At 38.9% G+C, this 25,053-nt stretch carries 28 protein-coding genes; 15 read left to right on the forward strand and 13 right to left on the reverse strand.

Annotated features, from left to right (window positions below; genetic code table 11):
• Positions 1-83 precede the first annotated feature (83 nt).
• Entirely contained in the window at positions 84-1,283 is a 1,200-nt protein-coding gene (locus B4B65_RS14375; protein WP_293916261.1) for a GTP-binding protein, read from the reverse strand.
• Positions 1,284-1,310: 27 nt separating this feature from the next.
• Positions 1,311-1,520 carry a hypothetical protein gene (locus B4B65_RS14380; RefSeq protein ID WP_293916262.1) on the reverse strand — a complete coding sequence of 70 codons (210 nt, stop codon included), beginning with the start codon at positions 1,518-1,520 and terminating at the stop codon, positions 1,311-1,313.
• 120 nt (positions 1,521-1,640) lie between these two features.
• Here B4B65_RS14380 and B4B65_RS14385 point away from each other — a divergent pair, with 120 nt between their 5' ends.
• Together B4B65_RS14385 and B4B65_RS14390 are read left to right on the forward strand one after the other, a co-directional pair.
• The gene (locus B4B65_RS14385; RefSeq protein ID WP_293916263.1) at positions 1,641-2,141 is read left to right on the forward strand and encodes a hypothetical protein; all 501 of its coding nucleotides are present in this window, start codon (positions 1,641-1,643) and stop codon (positions 2,139-2,141) included.
• A 117-nt stretch (positions 2,142-2,258) separates the two neighbouring features.
• Positions 2,259-3,644 (forward strand): tetratricopeptide repeat protein, encoded by a 1,386-nt coding sequence (locus B4B65_RS14390; RefSeq protein ID WP_293916264.1) that lies wholly within the window; start codon positions 2,259-2,261, stop codon positions 3,642-3,644.
• A 6-nt stretch (positions 3,645-3,650) separates the two neighbouring features.
• Here B4B65_RS14390 and B4B65_RS14395 read toward each other — a convergent pair whose 3' ends face one another.
• The gene (locus B4B65_RS14395) at positions 3,651-4,640 is read right to left on the reverse strand and encodes an aldo/keto reductase (RefSeq protein WP_293916265.1); all 990 of its coding nucleotides are present in this window, start codon (positions 4,638-4,640) and stop codon (positions 3,651-3,653) included.
• Positions 4,641-4,976: 336 nt separating this feature from the next.
• Between B4B65_RS14395 and B4B65_RS14400 the strand changes: the two genes are divergently transcribed.
• On the forward strand, positions 4,977-5,195 hold the full coding sequence (locus tag B4B65_RS14400) for a hypothetical protein (RefSeq protein WP_293916266.1): 219 nt from the start codon (positions 4,977-4,979) through the stop codon (positions 5,193-5,195).
• Between the two features lie 192 nt (positions 5,196-5,387).
• Positions 5,388-6,308: a penicillin-binding transpeptidase domain-containing protein gene (locus tag B4B65_RS14405; RefSeq protein ID WP_409590537.1), complete on the forward strand. Its 921-nt coding sequence runs from the start codon at positions 5,388-5,390 to the stop codon at positions 6,306-6,308.
• Between the two features lie 77 nt (positions 6,309-6,385).
• On the opposite strand, the gene B4B65_RS14410 is transcribed toward B4B65_RS14405, so the two are convergent.
• From B4B65_RS14410 to B4B65_RS14430, 5 genes are all read right to left on the reverse strand, one after another.
• Positions 6,386-7,102, reverse strand: coding sequence for a 3-ketoacyl-ACP reductase (locus tag B4B65_RS14410; protein ID WP_293916268.1), 717 nt, complete (start codon positions 7,100-7,102; stop codon positions 6,386-6,388).
• 195 nt (positions 7,103-7,297) lie between these two features.
• Positions 7,298-7,729 carry an FKBP-type peptidyl-prolyl cis-trans isomerase gene (locus B4B65_RS14415; RefSeq protein ID WP_293916269.1) on the reverse strand — a complete coding sequence of 144 codons (432 nt, stop codon included), beginning with the start codon at positions 7,727-7,729 and terminating at the stop codon, positions 7,298-7,300.
• A gap of 87 nt (positions 7,730-7,816) precedes the next feature.
• A complete protein-coding gene (locus B4B65_RS14420; RefSeq protein WP_293916270.1) occupies positions 7,817-9,391 on the reverse strand; it encodes a mechanosensitive ion channel family protein in 1,575 nt (524 codons plus the stop codon).
• A gap of 56 nt (positions 9,392-9,447) precedes the next feature.
• Positions 9,448-10,404: a SphA family protein gene (locus B4B65_RS14425; RefSeq protein ID WP_293916271.1), complete on the reverse strand. Its 957-nt coding sequence runs from the start codon at positions 10,402-10,404 to the stop codon at positions 9,448-9,450.
• Between the two features lie 28 nt (positions 10,405-10,432).
• On the reverse strand, positions 10,433-12,166 hold the full coding sequence (locus B4B65_RS14430) for an amidohydrolase (protein WP_293916272.1): 1,734 nt from the start codon (positions 12,164-12,166) through the stop codon (positions 10,433-10,435).
• A gap of 206 nt (positions 12,167-12,372) precedes the next feature.
• Here B4B65_RS14430 and B4B65_RS14435 point away from each other — a divergent pair, with 206 nt between their 5' ends.
• Together B4B65_RS14435 and B4B65_RS14440 are read left to right on the forward strand one after the other, a co-directional pair.
• On the forward strand, positions 12,373-12,921 hold the full coding sequence (locus tag B4B65_RS14435; RefSeq protein WP_293916273.1) for a MepB family protein: 549 nt from the start codon (positions 12,373-12,375) through the stop codon (positions 12,919-12,921).
• A 67-nt stretch (positions 12,922-12,988) separates the two neighbouring features.
• Positions 12,989-14,908, forward strand: coding sequence for a serine hydrolase domain-containing protein (locus B4B65_RS14440; protein ID WP_293916274.1), 1,920 nt, complete (start codon positions 12,989-12,991; stop codon positions 14,906-14,908).
• A 50-nt stretch (positions 14,909-14,958) separates the two neighbouring features.
• Here the strand turns inward: B4B65_RS14440 and B4B65_RS14445 are convergent, their stop codons facing one another.
• On the reverse strand, positions 14,959-15,378 hold the full coding sequence (locus tag B4B65_RS14445; protein WP_201679709.1) for a cold-shock protein: 420 nt from the start codon (positions 15,376-15,378) through the stop codon (positions 14,959-14,961).
• A 276-nt stretch (positions 15,379-15,654) separates the two neighbouring features.
• Positions 15,655-17,145 carry an acyl-CoA dehydrogenase family protein gene (locus B4B65_RS14450; RefSeq protein ID WP_293916275.1) on the reverse strand — a complete coding sequence of 497 codons (1,491 nt, stop codon included), beginning with the start codon at positions 17,143-17,145 and terminating at the stop codon, positions 15,655-15,657.
• A gap of 188 nt (positions 17,146-17,333) precedes the next feature.
• On the opposite strand from B4B65_RS14450, the gene B4B65_RS14455 reads away from it, so the two are divergent.
• From B4B65_RS14455 to B4B65_RS14475, 5 genes are all read left to right on the forward strand, one after another.
• The gene (locus tag B4B65_RS14455) at positions 17,334-17,804 is read left to right on the forward strand and encodes an SRPBCC family protein (protein WP_293916276.1); all 471 of its coding nucleotides are present in this window, start codon (positions 17,334-17,336) and stop codon (positions 17,802-17,804) included.
• 155 nt (positions 17,805-17,959) lie between these two features.
• Positions 17,960-18,475, forward strand: coding sequence for an RNA polymerase sigma factor (locus B4B65_RS14460; protein ID WP_293916277.1), 516 nt, complete (start codon positions 17,960-17,962; stop codon positions 18,473-18,475).
• On the forward strand, positions 18,441-19,085 hold the full coding sequence (locus tag B4B65_RS14465; protein WP_293916278.1) for a hypothetical protein: 645 nt from the start codon (positions 18,441-18,443) through the stop codon (positions 19,083-19,085). The genes B4B65_RS14460 and B4B65_RS14465 overlap by 35 nt, the downstream gene beginning before the upstream one ends.
• A gap of 11 nt (positions 19,086-19,096) precedes the next feature.
• Complete coding sequence (locus B4B65_RS14470; protein WP_201679714.1) at positions 19,097-19,570, forward strand: DUF4252 domain-containing protein; 474 nt, start codon at positions 19,097-19,099, stop codon at positions 19,568-19,570.
• 2 nt (positions 19,571-19,572) lie between these two features.
• Positions 19,573-20,103 (forward strand): DUF4252 domain-containing protein, encoded by a 531-nt coding sequence (locus B4B65_RS14475; protein ID WP_293916279.1) that lies wholly within the window; start codon positions 19,573-19,575, stop codon positions 20,101-20,103.
• Between the two features lie 124 nt (positions 20,104-20,227).
• Here the strand turns inward: B4B65_RS14475 and B4B65_RS14480 are convergent, their stop codons facing one another.
• Entirely contained in the window at positions 20,228-20,605 is a 378-nt protein-coding gene (locus tag B4B65_RS14480; RefSeq protein WP_293916280.1) for a winged helix-turn-helix transcriptional regulator, read from the reverse strand.
• Between the two features lie 92 nt (positions 20,606-20,697).
• On the opposite strand from B4B65_RS14480, the gene B4B65_RS14485 reads away from it, so the two are divergent.
• The gene (locus B4B65_RS14485; RefSeq protein WP_293916281.1) at positions 20,698-21,693 is read left to right on the forward strand and encodes a quinone oxidoreductase family protein; all 996 of its coding nucleotides are present in this window, start codon (positions 20,698-20,700) and stop codon (positions 21,691-21,693) included.
• A 4-nt stretch (positions 21,694-21,697) separates the two neighbouring features.
• Positions 21,698-22,177, forward strand: a complete 480-nt coding sequence (locus B4B65_RS14490; protein WP_293916282.1) for a cupin domain-containing protein — start codon at positions 21,698-21,700, stop codon at positions 22,175-22,177.
• A 22-nt stretch (positions 22,178-22,199) separates the two neighbouring features.
• On the opposite strand, the gene B4B65_RS14495 is transcribed toward B4B65_RS14490, so the two are convergent.
• On the reverse strand, positions 22,200-23,081 hold the full coding sequence (locus tag B4B65_RS14495; protein ID WP_293916283.1) for a sensor histidine kinase: 882 nt from the start codon (positions 23,079-23,081) through the stop codon (positions 22,200-22,202).
• A gap of 267 nt (positions 23,082-23,348) precedes the next feature.
• Here B4B65_RS14495 and B4B65_RS14500 point away from each other — a divergent pair, with 267 nt between their 5' ends.
• Together B4B65_RS14500 and B4B65_RS14505 are read left to right on the forward strand one after the other, a co-directional pair.
• The gene (locus tag B4B65_RS14500) at positions 23,349-23,756 is read left to right on the forward strand and encodes a helix-turn-helix domain-containing protein (RefSeq protein ID WP_293916284.1); all 408 of its coding nucleotides are present in this window, start codon (positions 23,349-23,351) and stop codon (positions 23,754-23,756) included.
• An 86-nt stretch (positions 23,757-23,842) separates the two neighbouring features.
• Positions 23,843-24,604 carry an SDR family NAD(P)-dependent oxidoreductase gene (locus B4B65_RS14505; protein ID WP_293916285.1) on the forward strand — a complete coding sequence of 254 codons (762 nt, stop codon included), beginning with the start codon at positions 23,843-23,845 and terminating at the stop codon, positions 24,602-24,604.
• A 53-nt stretch (positions 24,605-24,657) separates the two neighbouring features.
• Here B4B65_RS14505 and B4B65_RS14510 read toward each other — a convergent pair whose 3' ends face one another.
• The gene (locus tag B4B65_RS14510; RefSeq protein ID WP_293916286.1) at positions 24,658-25,038 is read right to left on the reverse strand and encodes a winged helix-turn-helix transcriptional regulator; all 381 of its coding nucleotides are present in this window, start codon (positions 25,036-25,038) and stop codon (positions 24,658-24,660) included.
• Between the last annotated feature and the right edge of the window lie 15 nt (positions 25,039-25,053).

A 25,053-nucleotide genomic window follows, 5' to 3' on the forward strand; every position in this document is an offset into this window, starting at 1 on the left:
ATGATGAAGGTGGCTGATTATTCATAAAAAACCGCTGCCATCACTTAAAAAAGTAACAGACAGCGGCCAAAACAAACAATTTACTATATATGCTTAGGGAAGTTGTCTACCCAGTCATTGTACTTCCAGCTTTCAGCCTCTTCATCCGTCAGCAGACATTTTTCCAGCTGTTCGATGCAGACCTCTTTATTCAGATCCTGTCCGATAAATACCAGTTCTGTTTTTCTGTCTTCCCATTCAGGATGCCATCTTTTTCTCATTTCGGCTTCATACTCTTTAAAATCAGGATAGCGCTGACGCTCTCCTTCGGGAATAGAACACCACCAGACGCCTGCTCCTTCCAACCGGAGACTTCCTCCTGCCTGACTGAAGCTGATAGCTTCATTAGGACGGGAGGCCATCCAGAACAGGCCTTTGGCACGAATTAGATTATACGGATATGTAACATTCAGATATTGATACCAGCGTTGCGGATGAAAAGGTCGCTGACTCGTAAATACAAAGGAAGAAATACCATACTCCTCCGTTTCCGGCACATGCTCCTGTGCCAATTCATTCTGCCAGGCGTCAGAAGACTCCGCAATAGACTGATTGTAAAGCCCTGTACCAATAATATCTGATACCACGATCTGTCCAAAAGAACTTTGGATAATTCGTGCGCCGGGATTTAATTTTCTGATCGCAGCCTTTAATACGCCAATTGTTTCTTCTGCAACAAGATCTACCTTATTCAGAATAATTACATTAGCAAATTCGACCTGATCCGTCAACAGATTGACAATAGTGCGACTATCATAATCATCATCTGTCAATCTGCGATCTGTCAATGTTTCTGCCGAACCGAAATCTTTAAAAAAGTTAAAACAATCGACTACAGTTACCATAGTGTCGATATAACTCAGATCAGGAAGATTAATCCCGTTTTGTTCATCTACAAAACTGAACGTCTGCGCTACAGGAAGCGGCTCTGATATACCTGTACTCTCGATAAGTAAATAATCAAACCTATTCTCTCTGGCCAGCCGCTCCACTTCCACCATCAGATCCTCACGCAGGGTACAGCAGATACAACCGTTACTCATCTCCACAAGCTTTTCCTCTGTACGCGAAAGCGTGTTTTCTTTTTTGACCAATGAAGCGTCGATATTGATCTCGCTCATATCATTGACAATCACTGCAACCTTCAGATTCTCCTTATTGTGAAGAACGTGGTTGAGCAACGTAGTCTTTCCTGCTCCCAAAAATCCGCTAAGCACGGTTACAGGCAATTTTTTATTCTTCATTTTATAATAGATTTACGTATTCTTTGCCTATAGATACTGCCAGGATACTGATAACTTCAGCCATTCTATTATTCGTTGACGGTGCTGTTCTCCATACAATACCACAAACCGTTGTGTCTCCTCATGCGACACATCAGTATAGATAGCCAGACGCTTTCTTACAAAATCCCTTGTAAGCGCAATTCCGCATTTATTCTCTATACAATCTTTCCAGCTTTCGTAATCCTGAGGTACCATAATCCTTTACATTCATGTTTCTGTTGAACAAAGATAATAACCAAAATTAACAAATGCAACATAGTTGCATTAAATAAATATTTGTGGTATTTTTACTTTATAAACTAAAAAAATTGTCTCATGTCTCTTCGCCCCCTTATCCCTCTCTTGATTATTGCTTTAACTATTTTATCCGTACATCCCTCCGGAGCACAGACAAACGTACAGCAACAACATATTATTGATCACAAACCGTTGATGAACAAAACCTGGGAGGTATTTGATCAGCTTATGTATAAGGTAGAGAAAAAAGCAGATAAGACTATTTACATTCCACATTTTCCACCTGCTTTGCAGCAACTGAATAACAAAAGTGTCACCTTGCAGGGGTATATGGTCCCTATCAACACAGGGCGAAAACATAATTGGTTTTTATTGTCTGTCTTACCGGTAGCCCAATGCATGTTTTGCGGGCAAAACGGAATACCGCCAATGGCAGAAATCATGATGAAAAACAAACATAAGGTTACATTTAGCGAATTGCCGGTCCGTATTACAGGTATTGTATATCTCAATGCAGATAAAGACGGACATACCGAGATTCAGATAAGTGATGCGGAGTTGATCACTAACAAAAACTAATTCACTCGTCAGTAAACAACCCACACAACACACTAAAAATCAGCATATAAAATATTATTTGAAAGGAATATCTTATCTTTACGATGGATATTTATCTATGAACCTATAATCAGAAAAATGAAAAGAGCTGTCGTTATCTTGATCGGGATACTATTTTTACAGCATATACCTGTTTTATCCTGCACTATTTTTATAGCAAAGGACGGAAAACAGGTTTTGGTCGGGAATAATGAAGACTACTCCCCTTTGAAGAAGACCTATATATGGGTGAGGCCTTCAAAACAACAAAAGAAAGGTTACATTTTCTGGGGATTTGAAGAAAAATTTCCGGAAGGGGGTATAAATGAACAGGGGCTCTTCTATGATGCAGCAGCCCTCCCTCAGGAAGTAGAAATCGTTAAAGATCCCGCAAAGCCTGATTTCGAAGGTTATATTCTGGAAAAAATTCTACAGGAATGCGGTACAGTAGAAGAAGCATTAAAAATCTTTGCACGGTACAATCTAACATGGCAGCAAAAAGCCCAAATCATGATAGCTGACCGTACAGGTGATTACGCTATTGTCCATGCAAATTATATCATCCGTCCGGGTAGTAACAATTATGTACTTACAAATTATAACCTTCAGGATCGTCAATATACAGATTTCAAGTGCTGGCGAAGAAAAACGGCTTACAATCTGCTCCAAACAAAACCTCTGTCTTTAGAAAATTTCACAAACATCCTGGACGCAACAGCACAGCGGGAGACAGATAACAGTACCGTTTATTCACAGGTATGCGACCTCAAAAACAAAACCATTTACCTCTACCAACGTCACGATTATACGGTTGTTCACAAAATAGATGTCCTTCAACTTCTCAAAAAGGGATATCAGGATATTGAAATAAAGGATCTATTTCATAAAACATTATCCGAAAAAATAGAACAAACGTATAACCAACAAGGAATAGCAGCCACTATTTCCATGTACAAACAACAAAGAAAATCGAAAAATACATCTTATCAGTTTGCTGAAAAAGATCTGGAAATACTTGGATATAGGCTTATAGATAGTAACCGGATTGCAGATGCCGAAAAGCTGTTTGAAACCAACCTCAGCTATTATCCGGATTCTGAAAATGCACAAGCAGCACTTGCAAATGCTTGTCTTCTATCCGGAAAAACAGAAAAAGCAAACAAATTGTATAATCAGATCCGGAAAATAAATCCTTCTAACTACTATCTGAATCTATTCGGGCCGCAGCATAATATCATTACGTTCAGAATCAAAGGTATGCAGGGAGCCGAATCCATTGCTTTGACAGGTACCTTTAATAATTATGATCCAAAAGCCAATCCATTTATCAGAAAAGATGGAGAATGGATCTGCACACTTCATATCCCTTCCGGAAAATATGCATACAAAATTTATGTGGATAATACCTATTGGATGCAAGATCCCGGCAACCTGATACATACAAAACCCAATGAATGGTGGGATTCCTACCTGCAGGTTCAATAATCAGGATTATCCTCCGGGAACCTGCGCTTTTGAATAGATGAGCCCTTCCTGCTTCAGCTCCTGCCAGAAATCAGGCGAAATAGGAGATTGAACTGCTCTGCAATTATCCAGTACCTGTCCGGGTCTGCTTGCTCCAGGGATTATAGATACAAATTCGTCAGCCGCTAATACGAACTGGATTGCCGCAGCGATCAGATCAGTACCGTGTTGCTGAGCAATGGCTGCTATACGCGCCCGCTTTTCAGCCATTCCTTTAGGAATAATATCTTTGTAATTATAGCGTTCTCGACCACCTATATATCCGGAGTTAAACCCGGCTCCGGACACCAATCGAACGCCATGTTCACGGACTGCGGGCAATAAGCGGTCTACAGCATCTTCATGCTCCAGAATTGAATACTGTGTGGCAGAAAGACAGATATCCGGATCAGCTACTTTTATGCAATCCAGAATAGGCTCAATCTTATTTACTCCCATCCCCCATGCTTTGATAATTCCCTGATCCCGGTAATCAGATAGTATTCTGAATGCACCCTTTTCTGCCTGCCGCAGATAATAATCATAACGATCGCCTACCTGATCTTCAGACAGATCGTGTACAAAAACGACATCCAGATGATCTAATCCTGTACGTGAAAGACTTTCTTCAATAGATCTTGCTGTCGCATCTGCAGTGTAGTCATGTCTGAAATCATACGCTAATGGAGCTTTCCACATCGTAGGGGGAACTGCAGCTTCTTCTACAGCTTCAAACAACCGACCGATCTTTGTAGAAAACACAAATTCGTTTCTGGATTTCTGACGCAAAAAATCTCCAAACCTTCGTTCACTTTTCGTAAGCCCGTACCAGGGTGATGTATCATAATAACGGATACCCTGATTCCAGGCTGTTTCAAGAATATGATAAGATTCTTCATCAGATAAAGGCTCAAAGCCTGTTCCAATAGCAACTCCCCCTAATCCCAAGGGATATTTTAGTTCAAAATGTGATTTCATCAGCAAATAAAATTAGTGTAACTGTTGTAGCAATAGTTATTCGATATAAACCCTTGTAATTCATATCTCCTTCTTAATAACAATACGAGTCTGAAATGGTTTGTACAGAGCGCCATCACTCTTAGTATAATTTAATTGCAAATTATTTATGACTTATTACATTTTTATAAATCTGATTATCAATGAAGTTACTTTTTATTTAAATTTGGTATACAGTATCATTGCAAAACTGCGATAGCTATTTTCTAATGGAGAGATCTTACTCAACTGATCTTAATCCACATTGTTAAACTATAAAAATTTCCCTCAGGTGATTTTTACTAAAATTAAAATGTTATGGAAAAATTAATGTTCGAAACAAATGTACACTGCTCCAGCCTCTTCCACAATATACATGGAGTGATCAAACAGATCGACGGAATCAAAAAATGGAAACTCGATCTGGAATCTGTTTACAAAGTACTTGTCATAGAAGGCCAATGTCTTGATCATCATATCATCATTAAAGAACTTGGCATTGCGGGTATAGAAGCGCAACGGCTTTATGAGGAATAAGATATCCTGTTACAACCACACCCATCCATGGGGATAATTCCCCGAATATATGCGAATCAGTCTTCAGCAGTTAAAGATGCTTCTTTTATTACATTGAAGACTGTTCGCGTCTTAACTATTTTTATATGTTGTAAAAAAATCTATTCTACCGGTTATATAACCTCTTATAATCAATATTATAACTGTAAATTTATAAGCATGAAAAATAGCTTTGTCTTACTTGCTTACTACATCCTTTTTATCCTTTATAACCAACCTCAAGTTTCTGCACAACAAACCAAAAAAGTAAAGGCATCTTTCGTCAGTGACTCTATTAGCGTTCGGAAAGAATTTAACAGATACTTCGAAAACAAACATGCAAAAGGAGATATTATGATATTGGATGTACAAAATAATAAATGGTTTGCTTCCGATGCAAAGTCTGTTTTTATACCGTCATTGCCGGCATCAACATTTAAAATCATCAATCTGCTGATTGCGCTGGAAACAAAAGTCATATCTGATGAAAACCAGATCGTCAAATGGACAGGTCACACAGATACCGTTAAATATGGATACAGACCAGATATATACCGGGACATGACAGTAAAAGAAGCTTTTGAAAAATCAGCAGGATGGGTTTTCGTAGAGTTAGCTAAAAAAATAGGCAAGAAAAATTATCAGCACTATCTCACTCTTGCCGGATATGGCAACGCTGATCTGAACGAAACAGATCCTGACTTTTGGAATTTTGGTAATTTCGGTATATCACCCTACAACCAGCTTGAATTTTTAAGAAAATTATATCTGGAGCAGCTCTCTTTTGATAAAAAGCATATGCAAACCGTAAAAAGAGTTATGCTCTCAGAAGAGCATCCTGGTTATACTATACATGCCAAAACGGGCTGGACACGAATAGGCGGATTAAATATCGGATGGTGGGTAGGGTATATAGAAAAACAAAACAACACTTATTTATTTGCCACCAGACTATTTCAGGATCGAAATCTTAAAAATTCGGGATTTGGCAGCAGCAGAAAAGACATTACCCGCAGAGTACTTGAAGATCTTGGATTTATCGATATCCCTTCTTCGGCGAAGACTTCTACATTAATCATACAGAGCCGCCATTGAAGGCAGCTCTGTAGGTAAAAAATAGCAGAATAATACCGTTCTCAGAAAGGAAAACAGAAGTACACTGTATTATTTTATTAAGGATTCGTAGACCACAAAGAGGCAGATTTTAACAGCGCTCTTCTTGGTAATTTCAGATTAGCGATAATCAGCTCTGCAAAATCAGATGGCTGCAACACGCTGTCCGGATTACCATCAGTAAGTCCCAGATCAACAGACATATCCGAGGCAATGGTACTTGGAGTAAGTGTACACACCCGTATATTATGTTTGCGGACTTCCTTCATTAAAGATTCAGACATACCGATCACAGCAAACTTGGAGGCCGAATATGCAGAAGTATTAGCATTGCCCGTCAATCCTGCAGTAGAGCTTACATTTACAATATCTCCCTGATTTTTTGCGACCAGATGTGGTAATACCTCCTTTGTAACATGATAGATCCCCATGACATTGGTCATCAGGATTTCCTGCCAGCGAAGAGCGTCCATATCCAAAAATGAACCAAATTCTGCAATACCTGCATTATTGATCAGTATATCAACTCCGCCTAATGTTTCGATCAGTTTAGAAACTTCAGATTTAACCTGCCCTGCATCTGCCACATCAAACACTGCATATACCGCTTGTACCCCAAAAGCTTCCAGTTCCTTTACAGTTTGCTTTAGATTTTCTTCATTACGGCCGGTAATGCCAACAGATACCCCTTCAGCAGCCAAAGCAAGAGCTGTTGCTTTTCCTAATCCCCTGCCCCCACCTGTGATAATAGCTTTTTTATTGTGTAGATTTTCCATATCGTTTTACTAATATTTATCAAAAAACAGATTGTAATACTGCGAATATAGTTTATTTGAATAGATTTAATTCTCCGTAAATGCGCTACAGTCACAGCGTGTACCCCTGCAAATCCGACCAAAAACACTCATTTTCAATTGAAAAAGACACAAGCTGAACGTATGTTAAGTTTAATAAAATGACACTTGGATGAGCTATAGAATAGCTTTTAGTTCCATTTCAAAAATAAGGGTACAGTTGCCTCCGCTATTCTCCGTCAGGGATTCAAATCCATAAGCCAGATGAGATGGTATATATATTTTCCAATGACTTCCTACAGGCATCAACACCAATACTTCCTGCCATCCCTTGATCAGCTCACGTACAAAAAAAGCTTCCGGTTTCTTTCGTTTGTAAGAACTGTCAAAAACGGTACCGTCCAGTAATGTACCTTTATAATGACACAATACCTTTGCTTTTGAAGTAGGTATTTCTCCATTGCCCTCTTTTAAGATTTCGTATTGTAATCCGGAAGGTTTTACAATTACATTATCCTGTTTTGCATTTTCTTCTAAGAAGGCTATACCCTCTTTCAGATTACGTTCTGCCAGATCCCTTATTTTCTTCAGATATTTTGTAGATGCCACGTCTGCTTTTATTATTATGTAGGTTACAAAGATAACCGGATTGCAACTACTGTGCGTTTATTCCGCGAATTTTACTTGAATACCTTACTATTTTTCATTTCTGATGGTACTTGCATTTCCGTCACGTATGGCCTGATAATGTGGGGACATCATTTCTATGCCCGCCCCATCAAAGGCTTCATGTATATTCTTATGAAGTTCGGAATAAATCGGCGCCATTCTTTCAGGACTGTTGGTATATGCATTGATCTGATAAGAAACGTACCAGTCGTCAAGGCTGGTCTGCAATACAAATGGCGTCCTTTCCGGGGATATCCCGTCTGTCTTTAGCGCAGCAGCAATCAACAATTCGTGAATCTTCTGCCAGCCAATATCATAACCTATAGAAATAGTAGTATGTATAATTAATCCGTCATCCCGGCAAAGACTGGTGTAATTGATGGTATTTCCATTGAGAATGGCACTATTCGGAATGGTAATAATTTCATTTTTTGTGGTCTGTAACCGTGTGACGAGCAAGGATTTTTCCAAAACTGTACCTTGAATTTCACCGATCTTGACCACATCGCCGATCTTAAAAGGTCTCATGTAAGTAATCACCATTCCGGCGACCCCATTGCTGATCGCAGAAGAAGATCCGAATGAAATAATCAATCCCAGAAATACAGATACCCCTTTGAAAATATCTGAATTAGATCCCGGAATAAACGGCCAGATCACTACGATCATAAAGGCATTCAGTACCAGGCGCACAATATTATACGTAGGCTTTGCCCAATCCGCATAAAAACCATTTATCTTCAGCTTGTCAGCCTCTATTTCATTCGCAAGAAAACGAATGAATTTCTTGACATAGTGAAATACAATATAAATAACTATTATCGTAATCAGATTTGGAATAAAATCGACTACAGAACTGATTATATTTTTCAGCGGATTGACTACAAAATTAATCAGATTATCGCCCCAGGGTTTTGTCCATGGAAATAATCTGAAAATTATTGGAAGCGTGAGATAAATCAATAAAAAAAATAAAAAATACTTAAAGATGCCCAAAGCTTTTTTGATCAGCATCACTTCTGTATCCTTATTAATCAGATCATAGTCTTTGATCTTGATCCTTCCTGCTCTTTTCTTAAATTTGATCAGAATCCAGGCTGTAAACCTGTTGAAATATTTATTGATGTAGTAAATACATAAAACAAGGATCAGCAAAATTAAGCTTCCCATTGCTCCGCGCTTTAAGAGCTCTGAAAAATCTGTTTCGCTTTTATATTTTTTGACATGCTGCAATATCAACTGTTGATACGTGGCTGCCAACACATCCGGGGCGACCTGCATGGAATCGGCGTCAAGTTTGGAAATACTTAAGAGTATATTTCCTTTATACACAATATCAAATACCATAGAATCTGGTACCGTCAACAACGAGTCTGCAATAAAAAAAAGATCATCATCCAGTGCTTTGATCTTGTCGGTTGTGCGTTGTGCACGCTCGGACGCAGAAAGCGCACCTAATTTATTTTTAACATGAAAGAGCGTATCAGCATATACAATAACGGGATATCCCTTGTCTGTTTTCCGGAGATCCTGAGCTATGGCGATTGAAATAAAACCACAAAAAAAGAAAAGGAGAAATTGCAACTTAACAAATACATTCATCTTAAGGAAAAATTTTCTACCTGCAAAATACACAAAGAAAATGAAAATGTCTGCTGTTAATGAGCTGCAGGAATCAGATAATTCACACCCACCTGTACAGCTGTACCTCCAAATCTATTCTTAACATTGAAATTTTGCGTAATCCTTCCCATCAATCCGACTTTCATGGGTTTAATCCAATAAGACCCAAACCCTCCGATACCAGCAATACGGTCAGATACAAATCCTCCGTTAGTACCTTTATCATCACTGATCTGGCTGGTATAGTGTCCAAATAATCCGATTTCATTCCCTCTGCTATCCAATACATATGAGCCACCCATGTCTACTGTCAAGTGACTACCTTCTTTAAAATCTGTGTCCTTCTGCCATTGATTCATTTCCAGAGTTGTTGCCAAGCTCAGACTTACCCGAGGAATTGGTTTCATTCTTCCCGCCACACGTACATTATGCGACCAATAGCCATGACCTCCATTATCCAGATCATGAGGTTTGTACCTACCGGTAGGTGCCCAGACCCCATAATTAAGGGCATAACTGTACTTTCCCTTTGTCCAGGAAAGCCAGACAGGCTGAAGATACATATCTCCGAAGCCCAGGCTTTTATTGGTAAATACATAATTACCCGAACCGGTTTGACTTGAATAATAGTCTAAAGCTATATTTGCTGTAGGACTGTTTAATGTAGGAATTACCATCATACCCCAGTTTGCTCCTAAAATTTTTCCTTTACCTCCATAAATTGCCATAAGGATAAAAGAATTGGTCTTTACATTCTGCTTGATTTTCAAATCTGTAGGATTTTCCGGAGCCGGATTGATCAATTGATCTGATCTATTACCTGCTGCATTATAATAGTTCATGTTTGCATACCCATACCATACCGGAATAATCCAGCCTGAATGAGGAGCAAAATAGTCTCCGGGATTAAAGGAAGATCCTGTATAATGACCTTGTCCCTGAGCAATACCTCCGAAGAGTATAATAAGTAGTAGTAATAATGGCTTTTTCATCACTCATAGTAATATTTCTTTCCAGACATTATTTTTTGTAGACTGTCTTGCCTTCTTTAATGGTTTCCATCACTAATATATCCCTGATGTTTAACTGATCAATAGTAAGCGGATTCTGATTCAGAATTACCAGATCAGCCAGTTTACCTGCTTTAAGAGATCCTTTATATTCCTCTTCGTGGTATTGATATGCAGCATTGATGGTTATCGCTTTCAGTGCTTCTACAGGCTTTATCCGTTCGTCTGGCCCCAGTATTCTCCCTGATCTTGTCTTTCTGTTCACTGCAGCATACACAGCTGTAATCAGATCCGGAGGAGTCACGGGAGCATCATGATGAATAGTGAAAAGAATTCCCGCTTTCAGAGCGGAATGCGCAGGACTGATAAAGGCTGCCCGCTCAGGACCAAATACACTGGAATAATGCCAGTCTCCCCATAGGTAGGCATGTGTTGAAAAATAAGAAGGAATCACTCCAATTTCCTTGATACTGGCAATATGATCAGGACGGCTGTTTTGTACATGTATTAGCGTAGCTCTCAACTCTGGCTTATAAATCCCTTCATCCTTCAGCTTCTTTATTACGCGTAAAGCCTGATCTATAGCCGCATCCCCATTGACATGCAGCTGTGCTGTAATATTATTTTCAAAAAGAGTCTTCAGATCCTGATAAAGTACACTATCCGTAAAAATCGGAAATCCTTTGTAATCTGCTCCCTGTCCCTCCGGAGGGATCAGATAAGGCTGTGTCAGCCATGCTGTTTTACCTTGTGGCGATCCGTCATCCGAAAATTTAAAACCTCCCAGCTTCAGGCGATTTGTATAAACCATATATTCAGGTTTGAAAGAATCCAGTTTCGCTTTAAAAAATTCATAATCCGGAAAATAAATAACATCAGCTTTAAATAAACCCTTAGCAGCAGCTTCTTTCAGTAGTCCTACACTCTCGCCCATTGTTCTGCCCTCACATATGGTTGTCTGTCCATAGCTCAACCATTCATCCTGCGCCTTAACAAGATTATCTAATTCCTGTTGAGTTTTATCGACTCCTGATTTAGCATTTTTAGACAACAGTGTCGTCAATTTAATCAGAGCTGTAAAGCTGGCATTTTCTTCCAGTTTTCCATTCAGTTTCTTTGTTTTGGGGTCTCTTCCATAATGTCCTCCTTCTGGATCTTTTGCATTATCCTCAATACCAACCAGCTTTAACATAGCCGAATTGGCGACACTCGCATGTCCTGAAGTATGAATTACTATAATAGGATTCGTCATACTTATTGCGTCCAGTTCTTCACGGGTTGGGTGCCTGTGCTCAGACATAATAGCGTCGTCATATCCATTGCCCATGATAGGTTGACTCGCTGTCACGTTGTTTTTTTCTATATATTCTTTTAGGGTTTTCTGAAGATCCGGAATAGAATTAACCGTTCCGTAAGGAGTTGGAGACAAATCTATAGCTTGCATCATCCCTGCTCTGGAGACCAGATGCCCATGAGCATCTATAAATCCGGGAAGTAACGTTTTGCCATTAAGGTCATGTAAGGTTGTGTTTTCTCCTGTGTATTGCTCAGCAGCAGCCTTTGTTCCGGTGAACAGAATCTTTCCGTCTTTTACAGCAAGAGCTTCGACTTCCGGGTTATCATCTTCCATAGTCAGAATAGGACCGCCGAAATAGATTATATCCGCAATCTCCTTTTTGGATGATGTCTGACAGCCGGATAATATAAGAAGCAGGAATATGGGGAGAAGAATAATGATTTTCATAGCATAAGCATTAATAATAAATAAAAAACACGCAATGAATAGAAATGTTTCATAAAATTATTAAATTTTAACCAAAATGTACACGAAACATACTTTTATTAAAAACACCACAAATCGGATTTTGTTCTTTTTTATAAAGCTTGTTTAATAAACAGGCCGGATAGCCTTTTTTGGAATAGTGTGATTTACAGAAAAAGCTCCAAAAAATGTACTTTAGTAAAATAAAGAAACATCGCCTGTCTATGTCTGCTGCTATACATACAAACATTATCACCCCATTAATTGAAAAGTTGTATTCACCAATGTCACAACTGGAGCAATTCCAATTTGATAAAGAAAGCAGCAGCTATCATGCGGCTTCTTTTGTAACAGAAGAGCAGGTTATTCTGTTTCGCAAGGCGAATATTACACCTAAGAAAATCGGACAATTTGTAACCTTGTGGAAAAGAAATATTACGTCCGGTGAAACGGAACCTTACACGACGAAAGATCAGGTAGACCTTGTTACCATATTCATAAAGAATCAGGATCAGTATGGACTATTTATATTCTCAACAGCGATTCTGAGAGAAATGAAAATTCTCACACATGATAACATTATGGGCAAAAGAGGTTTCAGGATATATGCACCCTGGGATATTCCTGAAAATAAACAGGCTATAAAAACAAAGGAATGGCAGATCAAATATTTTGAATATCTTGCACCCGATCTTATTGATAACAACTCTCTACTTTCAATTGCTACCTATGCCTGATCGTATAAAACACATTATTTTTTTTGTTTTGTTTTTTAATAGCTTATCCTTTTCAGAGGCTCAGGTTATGAAGAACCAACTTCACCCCTCCTCGGCTTTCAGTGCGGAGTTTTCTACAGGGGACAAGCATATATACGAAGTGCGACTCCAAAAGAATGATTTTGCAGCTTTTTCTGTTATGCAGCGAGGTATAGATATTGTTGTCAGCGTTTATGATGAAAAGAATCATAAGCTGAATGAATATGATAGTCCCAATGGTAAATTCGGACCGGAATACTTCACCATACATGCCAATCATAAGGGTAAATATAAAATTGAAATATCAGCTCCCGGGCAACAGGTTATATCCGGAAAATATGATATCCAAACGCTGAGAATAAAACAAAAAGCAACTCTTCCGAATGAAAAAACAGATGAACTCCTCACCCGTTATCAAAGTAAATCAAGTCCTGGTATAGCGCTTGCAATTCAAAAGGATGGTAAGACCATTTATGAAAAATATACAGGGATAGCCAATCTGGAAAACAAAATCCCCATCTCGGATTCTACCATATTTCATGTAGCATCCGTATCTAAACAGTTTGCCGTATTTTCTATTCTCCTGCTGGGAAAACAGAAAAAATTATCTCTTGAAGATGATATACGGCAATATTTACCGGAAATGCCTGATTACGGAAACAAGATCAGTATAAAAAATCTGGCTAATCATACCAGCGGACTGCGGGAGATATTTGATCTCAGCAGTCTGATAGGACAACGGGAAGGTGGTCATATGACTATGGATCAGGCCTACCGGCTGTTGACTCAGCAGAAGCATCTTAATTTCCATCCCGGCACTGCATACGAATACTGCAATTCTGGATTTATATTACTGGCAAAGATTGTAGAAAAGGTATCCGGTAAGTCTTTTTCAGATTTTACGGAAAATGAAATCTTCCGTCCGTTAAAAATGAAAAATTCCTTATTCCTCGATAATCAGGAGAGAATCATCAGGAATAAAGCTTATTCCTACAGTTACAGAGCCGGGCAGTATCAACAGGTTCCCCTTCATTTTTCTCTGGTAGGATCCACAGGACTGAATACGACTGTACGTGATCTCAATCTGTGGACAGAAAACTTTCATTCAGCCACAATTGGTGACACAAGCCTGTTCCATAAAATGGAACAACAAAGTACTTTAAATAACGGTGAACGGCTCTTTTATGCTCTTGGCCAGGAAGTAAAACAATATAAAGGCCTTAATCTGATTTTTCACGGAGGCGGAGATGCAGGGTACAGGTCTTATCTGGTTCGTATTCCGGAACACAATTTCGCTATGGCTATGACAGGTAATTTTCAGACCTTCAATCCATTGGATATTGCCTATACTATTATCGATTATTATTTTGATAAGACACCGGACAATCCGGTGGAACCCTATATTGCTCAGGATACAGCTATGCTGACCACATGGGCTGGTCAATATGAAGTGATGAGAGGTATGTTGTTTACGTTTTCTGCTGAAAACAATAAATTCTATCTGCAGATCAACGGATCAGCGCAGAAACTACCCTTACCTGCTCTTTCAGACAAAGAATTCATATTCCCGGCTCTTCCGCATAGTCGATTTGTATTTAGTACAGATGAAAATGGTACACCGGATTTCAGATGGCATCTGTCCGACTTCAGTTATAAAGGAAAAAAAATTAATAGCAAAGTCCTGAAAAATCAGGATACTGATCTGGCCTTATATACTGGCCATTTTTACAGTCCTGAATTGGAAACTGAGTATGAATTCAGTGTTATGAATGGAAAACTTATGGCTTTGCATCTGCTTAATGGGAACATTCCTATGAATCCGATGCCAATACCTGACACCTTCAATACAGAAGAAGGATATTTCCGCAAAGTGGAATTTGTCAGGGATCAGCATTCCAGAATCGTAGGCTGTAAAGTATCTGCTACCGGAGTCAGGGAAGTGTTCTTTGAAAAAACAACCTCTCAATAGTTCTGCCGGTAAGCAAGGATATAGTGATGGAGTTACAGCTCCGCTATCTTTTATTTGATAACTTCTACGGATGTAACCTGTAGCCCCTGTTTGGTAGATTGGTATTTAAATTTAACCTTTTGATCCATATACAATACGAAACCGACAAGATTGGTATTAAAGTATACACTTTCGCGTGTTTCATTGTTACGGATAAATCCATACTGACCCTGCTCATTGAAGAAAGAAACTTTTCCGAATGAAAATTCTTCTTCGACAACAGGACGTTCCAGATCTGAAGGTTTGAATTCGTACTTTTGGGTAGGAGGAGTATTAGATAGATTTCCAAATTCGTCAACGTAGACAAACATTTCTTCCAGTGATTTACCCTTGGAGTTGTGAGTTTTTTTATACTCTTTTTTTTGTTCTTTTGATTTTCTTTTTTCTAATTTTTTCTTTTGATTTTCTTTTTTTTGCTGTGTTTGTGCCATTAAAAATGTGTTAATTAATAAAAGAGGTGTAAAGCGCGAAAAACTTGGTATTCCTGATCAAATGGCTTTTCTCGAAAAAAGCGAAGGGAGAGGAGTAAGTGTAAGGCGTGTGTACAAATATAAGCAAAATACAGATGAAAAACAAATATTACATCCGTCAGGATATATCGTATACCGCATCTTAAAAAGGTCGTCTTTTATATCTGATACATACACAATAGCAAAAAAAAGGGATCTTTATGTTCATAAAAATCCCTTTTTAATCAATATATATGATTAAATAAAATCCATCCAGTTAGACTGTTCCTGATACTCTACAATTGGTTTTGCATCATTATAATTCAGGAAATCAGACAATAATTTTTTGACATCCATCTTTATATGCTTGACACAGTTGTCATACAGATCCGTTCTAAAACCTTTATCTGTCATATCGCCGACATACTGTAAACATACTAAGCGGGCGATAATTTTACCAAGAACAACCATTTGTCTCTGTACCAGGCTTTCAGAGATCTGAAAATCCAACACACGCTTAAACAGGACTGCGACACGGTCACAACGTTCAAATCCTTGCAAATACTGGCCAAAATTGCTTTCCTTGGATTTCTTCATCTGCTTGATGACCATCTCTGCAATCTGTGTATAAAGCATTTCGTTAGATCCTTCAAAAATCTGGAAAGGTCTGCTGTCTACAATACCGCGTCCGGCTACGTGATCAATTTTATAACCGCTCGAACCCGACAGTTGCACACAGATCTGCGCAGCTTCCTGCATCAGATCAGTTACCAACGCTTTCATACTGTTGGCTTCCAGTCCGGCAGTAGCCAGGTCCTGATCGATCCCGCTCATAGAAGAACTACGTGCGCACATACCTGAACAGAGACTGTACGAAGATTGAATACGGGATATCTGATATTGTACAGAATCTAAAGCCAGTAACTGCTGCCCTCCTACCTTACGGTTGGTACAATGTGACAATGCTTCATCCAGCATACGTTTGATAAAGCCCATTCCCATACCCGGAAACTGCAAGCGACTGCGGTGAAGAATATCAAGCATCATCTTGATACCGGTACTTTTCTGTAATAATTTCTGATTGGCAGGTACTTCCAGATCGATGGTGTTCATACCATACGGAATCATATAAAGCCCAAGATTATTAAAATAATGTTCTACCTGTATCTGTTGCTCAGGGCGGCTGTTATCTGTAACAAAAAATTCAACATCTCTGGCCAGATCTCCTTTTCCCGCATCTTTACGGGCAGCAATGATCCAAAAATCTGCCATTCCTGTCAATCCCTGCCAGTGTTTTTGTCCCTTAAGCTTATAGCCGGTTTCCGACTCTTCATATTGGGTGCGCATATTTAGCGCATCACTCCCGAAGTCGGGTTCTGTAATCATCAGACCACCCATCGCCTTATGCTGGAGGAAACGATCAAATATCGGTTGCTGTATTTCTGGATGTCCATATTTTGCTAATGGCTCCAGAAAAAGTGCGATATTAATGCCAAAAGTCAGGGATAAGGGTAAAGATTCATAAGAAGCTGCAGCAAGGATGGACAGACATTCACTGACCTTTGCTCCTCTTCCTCCAAAATTTTCTGGGATGGCGACAGAAAGAGGCTTTAGTTCCATTATTTTGTCCCAGACATCCTGAGGAAGTCCACGGTTTATACTTAATTCGTTTATATCTGATTCGTGGTGGAACAGCTCATGTATTCTGTTCTCAAATTTCTTTAAAAATATTTCAAAGCCTTCTTTCATCTTTTTCAAAATCTGTTGAACCGTAAAGGTAAGAGAATATTCAGAGTCCCTGTTAATACAGTTAAAATAATTTATAGATTAAATAAAGAAATTTGAACAAACTTCTCTTTCCTACTCCCTTTACAACCTCAGGAATCACTATCTTTAATCTATATTATTTACTCAATTCTCTACCTCTAATTAAAACAATGATACACCGATTATACCAGGAACAACAGCTCAACTGCGATTTGCAGACCGCATGGACATTTTTTTCCGCAGCAGGTAATCTTTCCAAAATTACTCCTCCCGAAATGAAATTCACCGTATTGACATCTTTTGCCAATGATGAAATTTATGAAGGAATGCTCATTCGCTATCGGGTTTCACCACTATTCGGAATCAGCATGAACTGGGAAACTAAAATCACGCAGGTAGACTATCAGAAGAGTTTTACAGATTTTCAGGCTAAAGGGCCATATAAGTTATGGAATCATCACCATGAATTTATTCCCAATGATAAAGGTGTACTGATGAAAGATACCGTAGATTATGAATTGCCGTTTGGATGGCTCGGGGAGTTAAGCCACAATTGGATGGTCAAACCAAGATTAGATGAAATATTCCGATACAGACATCAGGTTCTCGAAAAAAAATTCGGACATACGCCCCCTATCTGATCAATTTAACCTAATTATTAACAAAATAAAAAAAACATAAATACCTCATTTACATATAAATAATATTTAAAATATTGATTTCTGAAAATAAATTCAATATGAGATGTAATATTTCCCCCTCCCCAATTGTCTTCTCCATATAAAGCAGCTAAAATATGACACAGGAAACATTTAAATCGGTCGTTTTTATCCATAAGGATAAATTATTCCGGTTTGCTAATCGCTTCCTGATGGATCCGCAAGATGCTTTTGATATTGTACAGGAAGTACTTATTAAACTTTGGGAATCTCGCATGGAGCTTGACAAAGTATCAAATCTTGAAGCTTATGCTATGCGTATGACAAAAAACCTGGCTTTAAATAAGATAAACCGGGAAGCTGTAAAATACAAGGCAGAAAGTTATGAAATGCCGCAGGTTCAGAAAGAGAAATACCCGGCGCTGACCCGCGACCTGATTCTCCAGCTGATCGACAGGCTACCTGAGAAGCAAAGATTGGTGATGTATCTACGGGACATAGAAGAGTATGAATTTGAGACCATATGTGAGTTAACAGGAATAGATGAGAATGCGGCCAGAGTGAATCTGTCCCGTGCACGGAATACCGTAAAAAATGGATTAACAATGATTTTTGATTATGAAGAAAGAAGAATTAGAGCGATTAAAAGCTAAATACTGGGCGGGAGAATCTTCATTGGAAGAAGATCGTATGATCCGCGAGGCAGAAGAGGCAGATCCTTACTTTTCTGTACTTAAAGCTGCTGAAGAAGAAATGAATCTGCAATTTGATGATTTCATGAATACAGTTGAGCCGGAACATCAGCAGAATGAGAAGCGTAAAATCCGAAGTATATACCGTACCCTGTCTGTTGCTGCATCATTGCTTTTTATCGCAGGGGGAATATGGTATTTCAATGCAACTCCAAAAGATAATACCAATCTGGTAAAAACGACTGATACAAAACCAGATGCCACTTCACCAGTAAAGAAAGAAACACAAAAACTGCCGGAAGTAAGTACTATACAACCAGCAGTAGAAACTCCGGTCAGAATAGCAGCGATCAGGCACCCGCAAAAAAAGAAGACTACTAAAAGAGAAATAGCAGAAAAAACTTCTGTCTCTGCTACTGAAAATGAACTTTATGTAGAGGTAAACGGAGTAAAGGTCTACAATGAAGAAGCATTAAAAATCACCGAAGAAGTACTCACTTTGGCATCGAATAACATTAGAAAGGGATTGGAAGCAACTCAGAATATTAAATATTTAACTATAGAACTTTAAAACCAAAAAAAATGAAACATTTATTAATTATCGTGAGCCTGCTCTGCTTTAGCATATCTCAGGCGCAACTGTCAAAACTCGATCAGATTTTTGATCAGTACAAAGAAGGCAAAGGTGTCACTTCTATTAAGATCGGAAAGCCTATGTTTTCGATGCTCAATAAAATGAAATTATCAGATAACGATCTTGAAAGTATCCGGCCGCTTCTGACAAATATCAATTCAATTAAAATGCTGATTGTAGAAGGAGATACTCCTGAATTGCAATCGGATGTATCTAAAGCAATCAGTAAGTTAAACTATGAAGAACTGATGGTGATCAATTCGGAAGAAAATAAAATTAAGTTCCTGGCAGAAAACACACAATCCGAAAACATCAATAACTTATTACTCAGTATTATTACAGATGATTCGACCATCTTTATGATATTGGATGGTAGAGTAAAATACGATGATATCAGTAAACTAATCAACAGTGTAAACTAATTATGAAAACTCTACTTACCTCTACCCTTATCCTGATCAGTTGCTTTCTGTTGCAAAGCTGTATGGTAAAGAGCCGTCCGAATATGGATTTTGTGCAGCACAACAGTATCTCAAAAGGTGCAGAAATTGTATCCGTAAAAGTACCTGGATTATTATTTAATCCGTTTTTAAAAAGTTCTATAAAAGAACTGGAAGAGGAAGATCCGATGATCGCGATGCTGCTCAAGAAGCTCAAAAGTCTTAAAGTGATGACGATATCAAATGATAAAAAAGGTCTTCTTATGAAGGATTTCAACAAATATCTGGCAAAGAATAAATTTGAAGAAATGGCCAGTATTCATAGTGAAGGTTCTATAGTATCTATCAATGGCAAAATGAAAGGTGATCGTATCAAAAGACTAATGCTTGGAATCGCAGATGATGAAGAATTGGTTTTTCTGGACATCGAATCTGATCTTGATTTAAATGAACTCGCCCAAATGATTTCTTATTATGAGCAAAAGCAGGAAAAACAAAAACAAGAAAAAATGTAAAAAGCATAGCTTTTAATTCCGTAAAAGGTACAGCCTCGTCAGACCGTATGGTCAGGCGGGGCTGTACGCACAGCCTCCTTCTCCTACTACGATATTCTCTCCAACTACAATCCCGTTTGCAAACTTATTTCATTTCTGCTTTTATCTTCTGCCGATGATAAAGTCCCCATTCAACAAGATTTTCTGTCAGTGGTAATACACTCATTCCGTATTCCGTAACGGCATAATAAACCATTATCAAATGCTGATCCTGTACCGAACGTGTAATCAGCAGATTGCGTTCGAGGTCTTTTAGTTCTTTACTTAGCATCTTCGCAGAAATTCCGGATATTTCTCTTTGCATTTTTTTAAAATGTATATCCTGTCCCTGACGATTGCTGAGATAACGCAGGATCATCAATTTCCATTTCCCCCCCAATATATCCAGACTATCCCGTATAGCCATCAGTTCTTCACCGCAGGTCGTCTCACGGACCTTTACGTTATTAGCAGTATTGCTCATATCCTGATTTCATTAGTGTTACCGGTAACCAATGGTTAACTGGTACTAAAGTTATACCATTTGCCCTGTAACTTTGTAACAAAACGGTAAAGATGAAAGCAATCGTATTAAATGATAAGAACGAACTGACAGACCAGGAGGTCCAAATCCGTTCTATCTCTGAAAATGAAATTCTCATTCGCATCATGGCTTCAGCCTTCAATCCTATCGATTATCAGATGCGCGAAAGCGAGCAGGAAAGAAAATATCTTTTCTCACCAATACTCGGGCGTGAACTTTCGGGTATAGTAGAAAAAACAGGCTCAGCTGTTACGGATTTCCGTATCGGAGATGAAGTATTCTGTGCCTGCGGCAGTATGGGGTCTAACGGAAGTTATGCAACACATATCCTTGTACCTCAGGAAATCGCTGTACGCAAACCTCGTTCCATATCCTTTGAACAGGCAGCAGCTTTACCTGTCGTTGGCATAACAGCATTACAGGTCCTCAACCGCATTTCGATAAGACCTGATACACGTATACTCGTCACAGGAGCTTCTTCAGGTGTCGGAAATTTCTTTATCAAGTTACTGTTAGCGAAAGGTATAAAGTATCTGACTGTCACAGCCGGAAATAAAAATAAAACAGAACAACTGAGAAAAATCGGCTTACAGGAGGAGCAGATAGTGGACTATCATAGTCCAGATTTAAGTAGTGAATTAATAAGACGGAACGGAGGAATCAAATTTGATATTGTAGTAGATTGCGTAGGCGAATATCTATCTGAAATATCGGCAGCGGTCATGAAGGCAAATGCAGTGTATGCAGACATCACCAATAGAATCTCGTCTGAAGGCAGAGCCCAGCTTTTTGATATCGGAGCGACTATCCATCACATTTCAAACTTTGTGTATGCCAGAGAGAAAAGATATACCTATTTCAGGCAGTCGCTGGAACAGATCCGCCGTTATATCGATGAAACTCAGGTAACACCCCCCGCTATAACGGTAATCGGAGGACTGTCTGCTGAAAATGCAGAGTATGCACAACATGTACTACAAAATAATGGCACCTCGGGATCAAAACTAATTATGCAAAATCAAATCTGATCATATGAACACTATACCCAGAAGAATTATTACGGCTGAAGCGAATGGACGATCCTATATTGAAAGTGATGAGACTGTCACAAATGTTTCGGAACACTACCCGGGTCTCATTATCTCAGACATCTGGCAGACGAGCGAAATGCCGGCGAGTTTATCTGCCGAAACACCTATACTCAATACTGCTATTCCGAATCCTATCAGAAATGGCACTTATTTCAGATATGTACAGATTCCACCGGATCAGGAATTGGGGATCAGTGCTCCTGCCGGACAGCCACATCCGCTGATGCACAAAACGCCCAGTCTGGATTACATTGCAATTCTTTCCGGGGAGATATATCTGATTACCGACAGTGAAGAAACGCTGTTACATCCGGGAGATATCGTTATTCAATGTGGTACTAACCATGCCTGGAGCAACAGATCAGACACTCCATGTATTCAGCTGGCTATTTTAATTGATGCCAAGCCAAAAGATCAGTAAGTAAGCAACACAGATTATTCAGCTAAGAAGCACTAACAGGGATTTGGATTTGAAAAACACTTCCACTTCCCTCTTTACTGCTGACATCTATATTCCAGCCCAGACGATGTGCAAAATCATAACATAAAACAAGGCCGATACCAGTCCCTTTTTCTTTGAAAGTTCCTTCCGAACTGGATTTAATGGTTGCAGTTTGCAAAGCTGCCACCTGCTCTTCACTCATACCAACACCATTATCCTGAACATACAATATATGATTAGTCGGTGAAGACGAGAGACCGACTACAATCTCCTGTCCGCTGAGACTGAACTTCACGGCATTACTTATCAGATTACGAATAATAAGATCTACTATTTTTTTGTTACCCATAAGAACAAAGTCCTTAGGAATCTTATTAATAAATATCAGTTGTTTGAAGTTGATGCGTTCATAAAACAAATTATATGCTTCTTCTACACGTTCATAAGCTGACAATGGAGTAAAGATTATTTTTTCATTTGTCATTTGTTCAGCAGCCCAGATCAGTACTTCATCCAGCATTTTGGATGAATCATCCAGCTCTGAACCGATTTTAATCAGCGTTTTCCGAATTTCTTCAGGAGGAATCTCTATCACTCTGGAAAAGGATAAAAGTGTTTGAAATGTACTTACAGGTACCCGCAAATCATGTGAGACAACAGAGAATATCTTAGCTTTAAATTGTTCTGCCTCAATAAGTGCTCTGTTTTGCTCTTCAATCCGGCCTACATGACGGTTAATTTCAGCATTGGCATCTACGAGAGATTGCCGCTCTTTTGAGAGTTGTTTATTTTTCCGATAGAATAAGATAAACAAAACAGCAACAATCAGTTTGCTGACCACAATACCGACGATTAACAATCGGATAAGATTAGTTTCTTCCATAAGTATGTTTTTCAATTCAGATGCTCTCTGAAGGGGAGCATGACCAGTCACTAAATAATGATGTACAGTGGTCACAAAAAATTATTCCAAGATAAAATATTCCAGTGAATTACAAAAAAATAAATAACAAATTACAAAACAGAAAACCAGGGAGTGAAATATTTGAAACATAATTAAATAACATAAAATCCAGATGAATACTCATAACATAAAATTCAGTTTTTTCTAAAATCTTAACTATATTCGAAAGTATTAGCAGCCAGAAGTATGGATACGTCAACAAAAACAGCACAAAGACATCAGGAGTTAACTGCAATTTTTATGGATGAACTGGACAAGCATCTGGATGATTTGTTACATGGCAGGATATCGGACATGTATGAAATCAGAGATATTGCGGATCATATGCACATTCATCCGCGTCACCTCAGCAATACGATCAAACGCACTACAGGACGGTCTGCCTGCTCCTTCTTTGAGGAAAAGATCATTGAACAAGCTAAAATTCTGCTTGCTCAACCGAATAAAAGTATCCAGGAAATAGCGGTGCTGCTGACCTATGATCCTTCCAACTTCACTAAATTTTTCAAGCGATTCACACAATTAACGCCAAAACAGTACCGGAATCAGATTTTGGAAGAACAAACGGCGGAGAATATGAGCAGCGTCGCCTGATTCCATACCTGTGCAAAATACTGAACTACTCACCATTTTTTCAGAAATGTCCTCTATAACTTTGCATCTGTAAAATAAGAAATAAGATGAAACAACACAATATTGCATTAGTAACAGGCGGAAGCCGCGGACTGGGAAAAGAAATGGTACTTCGCCTGGCTCAAAAAGGTATAGATTGTATACTGACCTACAACAGTAAGCATGATGAAGCACAGGAAGTAGTGGAACAGGTAACCTTGCTGGGACAGCGTGCCGTTGCGATACAGCTCAATGTAGCGGATACAGCAAGCTTTGAAGATTTTTTCGGTAAGGTAAAGCATGTTTTAAAAGATACTTTCGAAACAGATCGTTTCGATTACCTTATTAATAATGCGGGCATAGGTATTTACAAGCCTTTTGTAGAAACAACGGAGGAGGATTTTGACACCTTGCTTAATATTCAGTTTAAAGGGGTATTTTTTCTGACACAGAAGGCTCTTCCACTTATGAATGACGGTGGTTCCGTAATCAATATCTCTACCGGCCTTGCACGTTTTTCATTTCCGGGATACGCGGCTTATGCTTCAATGAAGGGAGCTATAGAGACACTTACCAAATATCTGGCAAAAGAACTGGGAGAAAGAAGAATCCGGGTCAATGTTGTTGCACCAGGTGCTATTGAAACGGACTTTGGTGGCGGAGCTGTACGCGACAACGAAAATATGAATCAGACTATTGCCTCTGTGACGGCTCTTGGCCGCGCAGGTTTACCTGAAGATATTGGCGGTGTAGTGGCTTTCCTTTGTACAGAGGAGGCACGTTGGATAAATGCACAACGAATAGAAGTATCCGGCGGAATGATGTTGTAATACAAATTTAATTAACAGACCTTAGCAATGGTCTTATAGTACAGAGAGCAGATTTATACATCTGCTCTCTGTGCATTATACTGATGCCACCAGTCTTCTAGGGACTGAACTACCGGAATAAGGGTCAGGCCTAACGGTGTCAGTTTATACTCTACTCGTGGAGGTGTTTCAGCATAAATTTTTCGGCTTATAATACCGTCTCGTTCAAGCTCCCGTAGCTGTGTGGTCAGAGTAGTCTGTGCGAGATCCTCCAGTTCCCTTCTTAATTCACCAAAGCGTTTGGGACATCCCTGCAAAATAGATTTTATGAGCATGATCTTCCACTTCCCTCCTATAATTTTGAAAACAGCAGACAGGTCACAACTATTTTGCTTTAGTAACTTATTTTTTAACTCCGCAATACTCTCATTCTCAGTATTAGTATTATTTTCCATACCTACACCTCTTTT

This window comes from Sphingobacterium sp. UBA5789 (genome assembly GCF_002418355.1).
GTDB lineage: Bacteria > Bacteroidota > Bacteroidia > Sphingobacteriales > Sphingobacteriaceae > Sphingobacterium.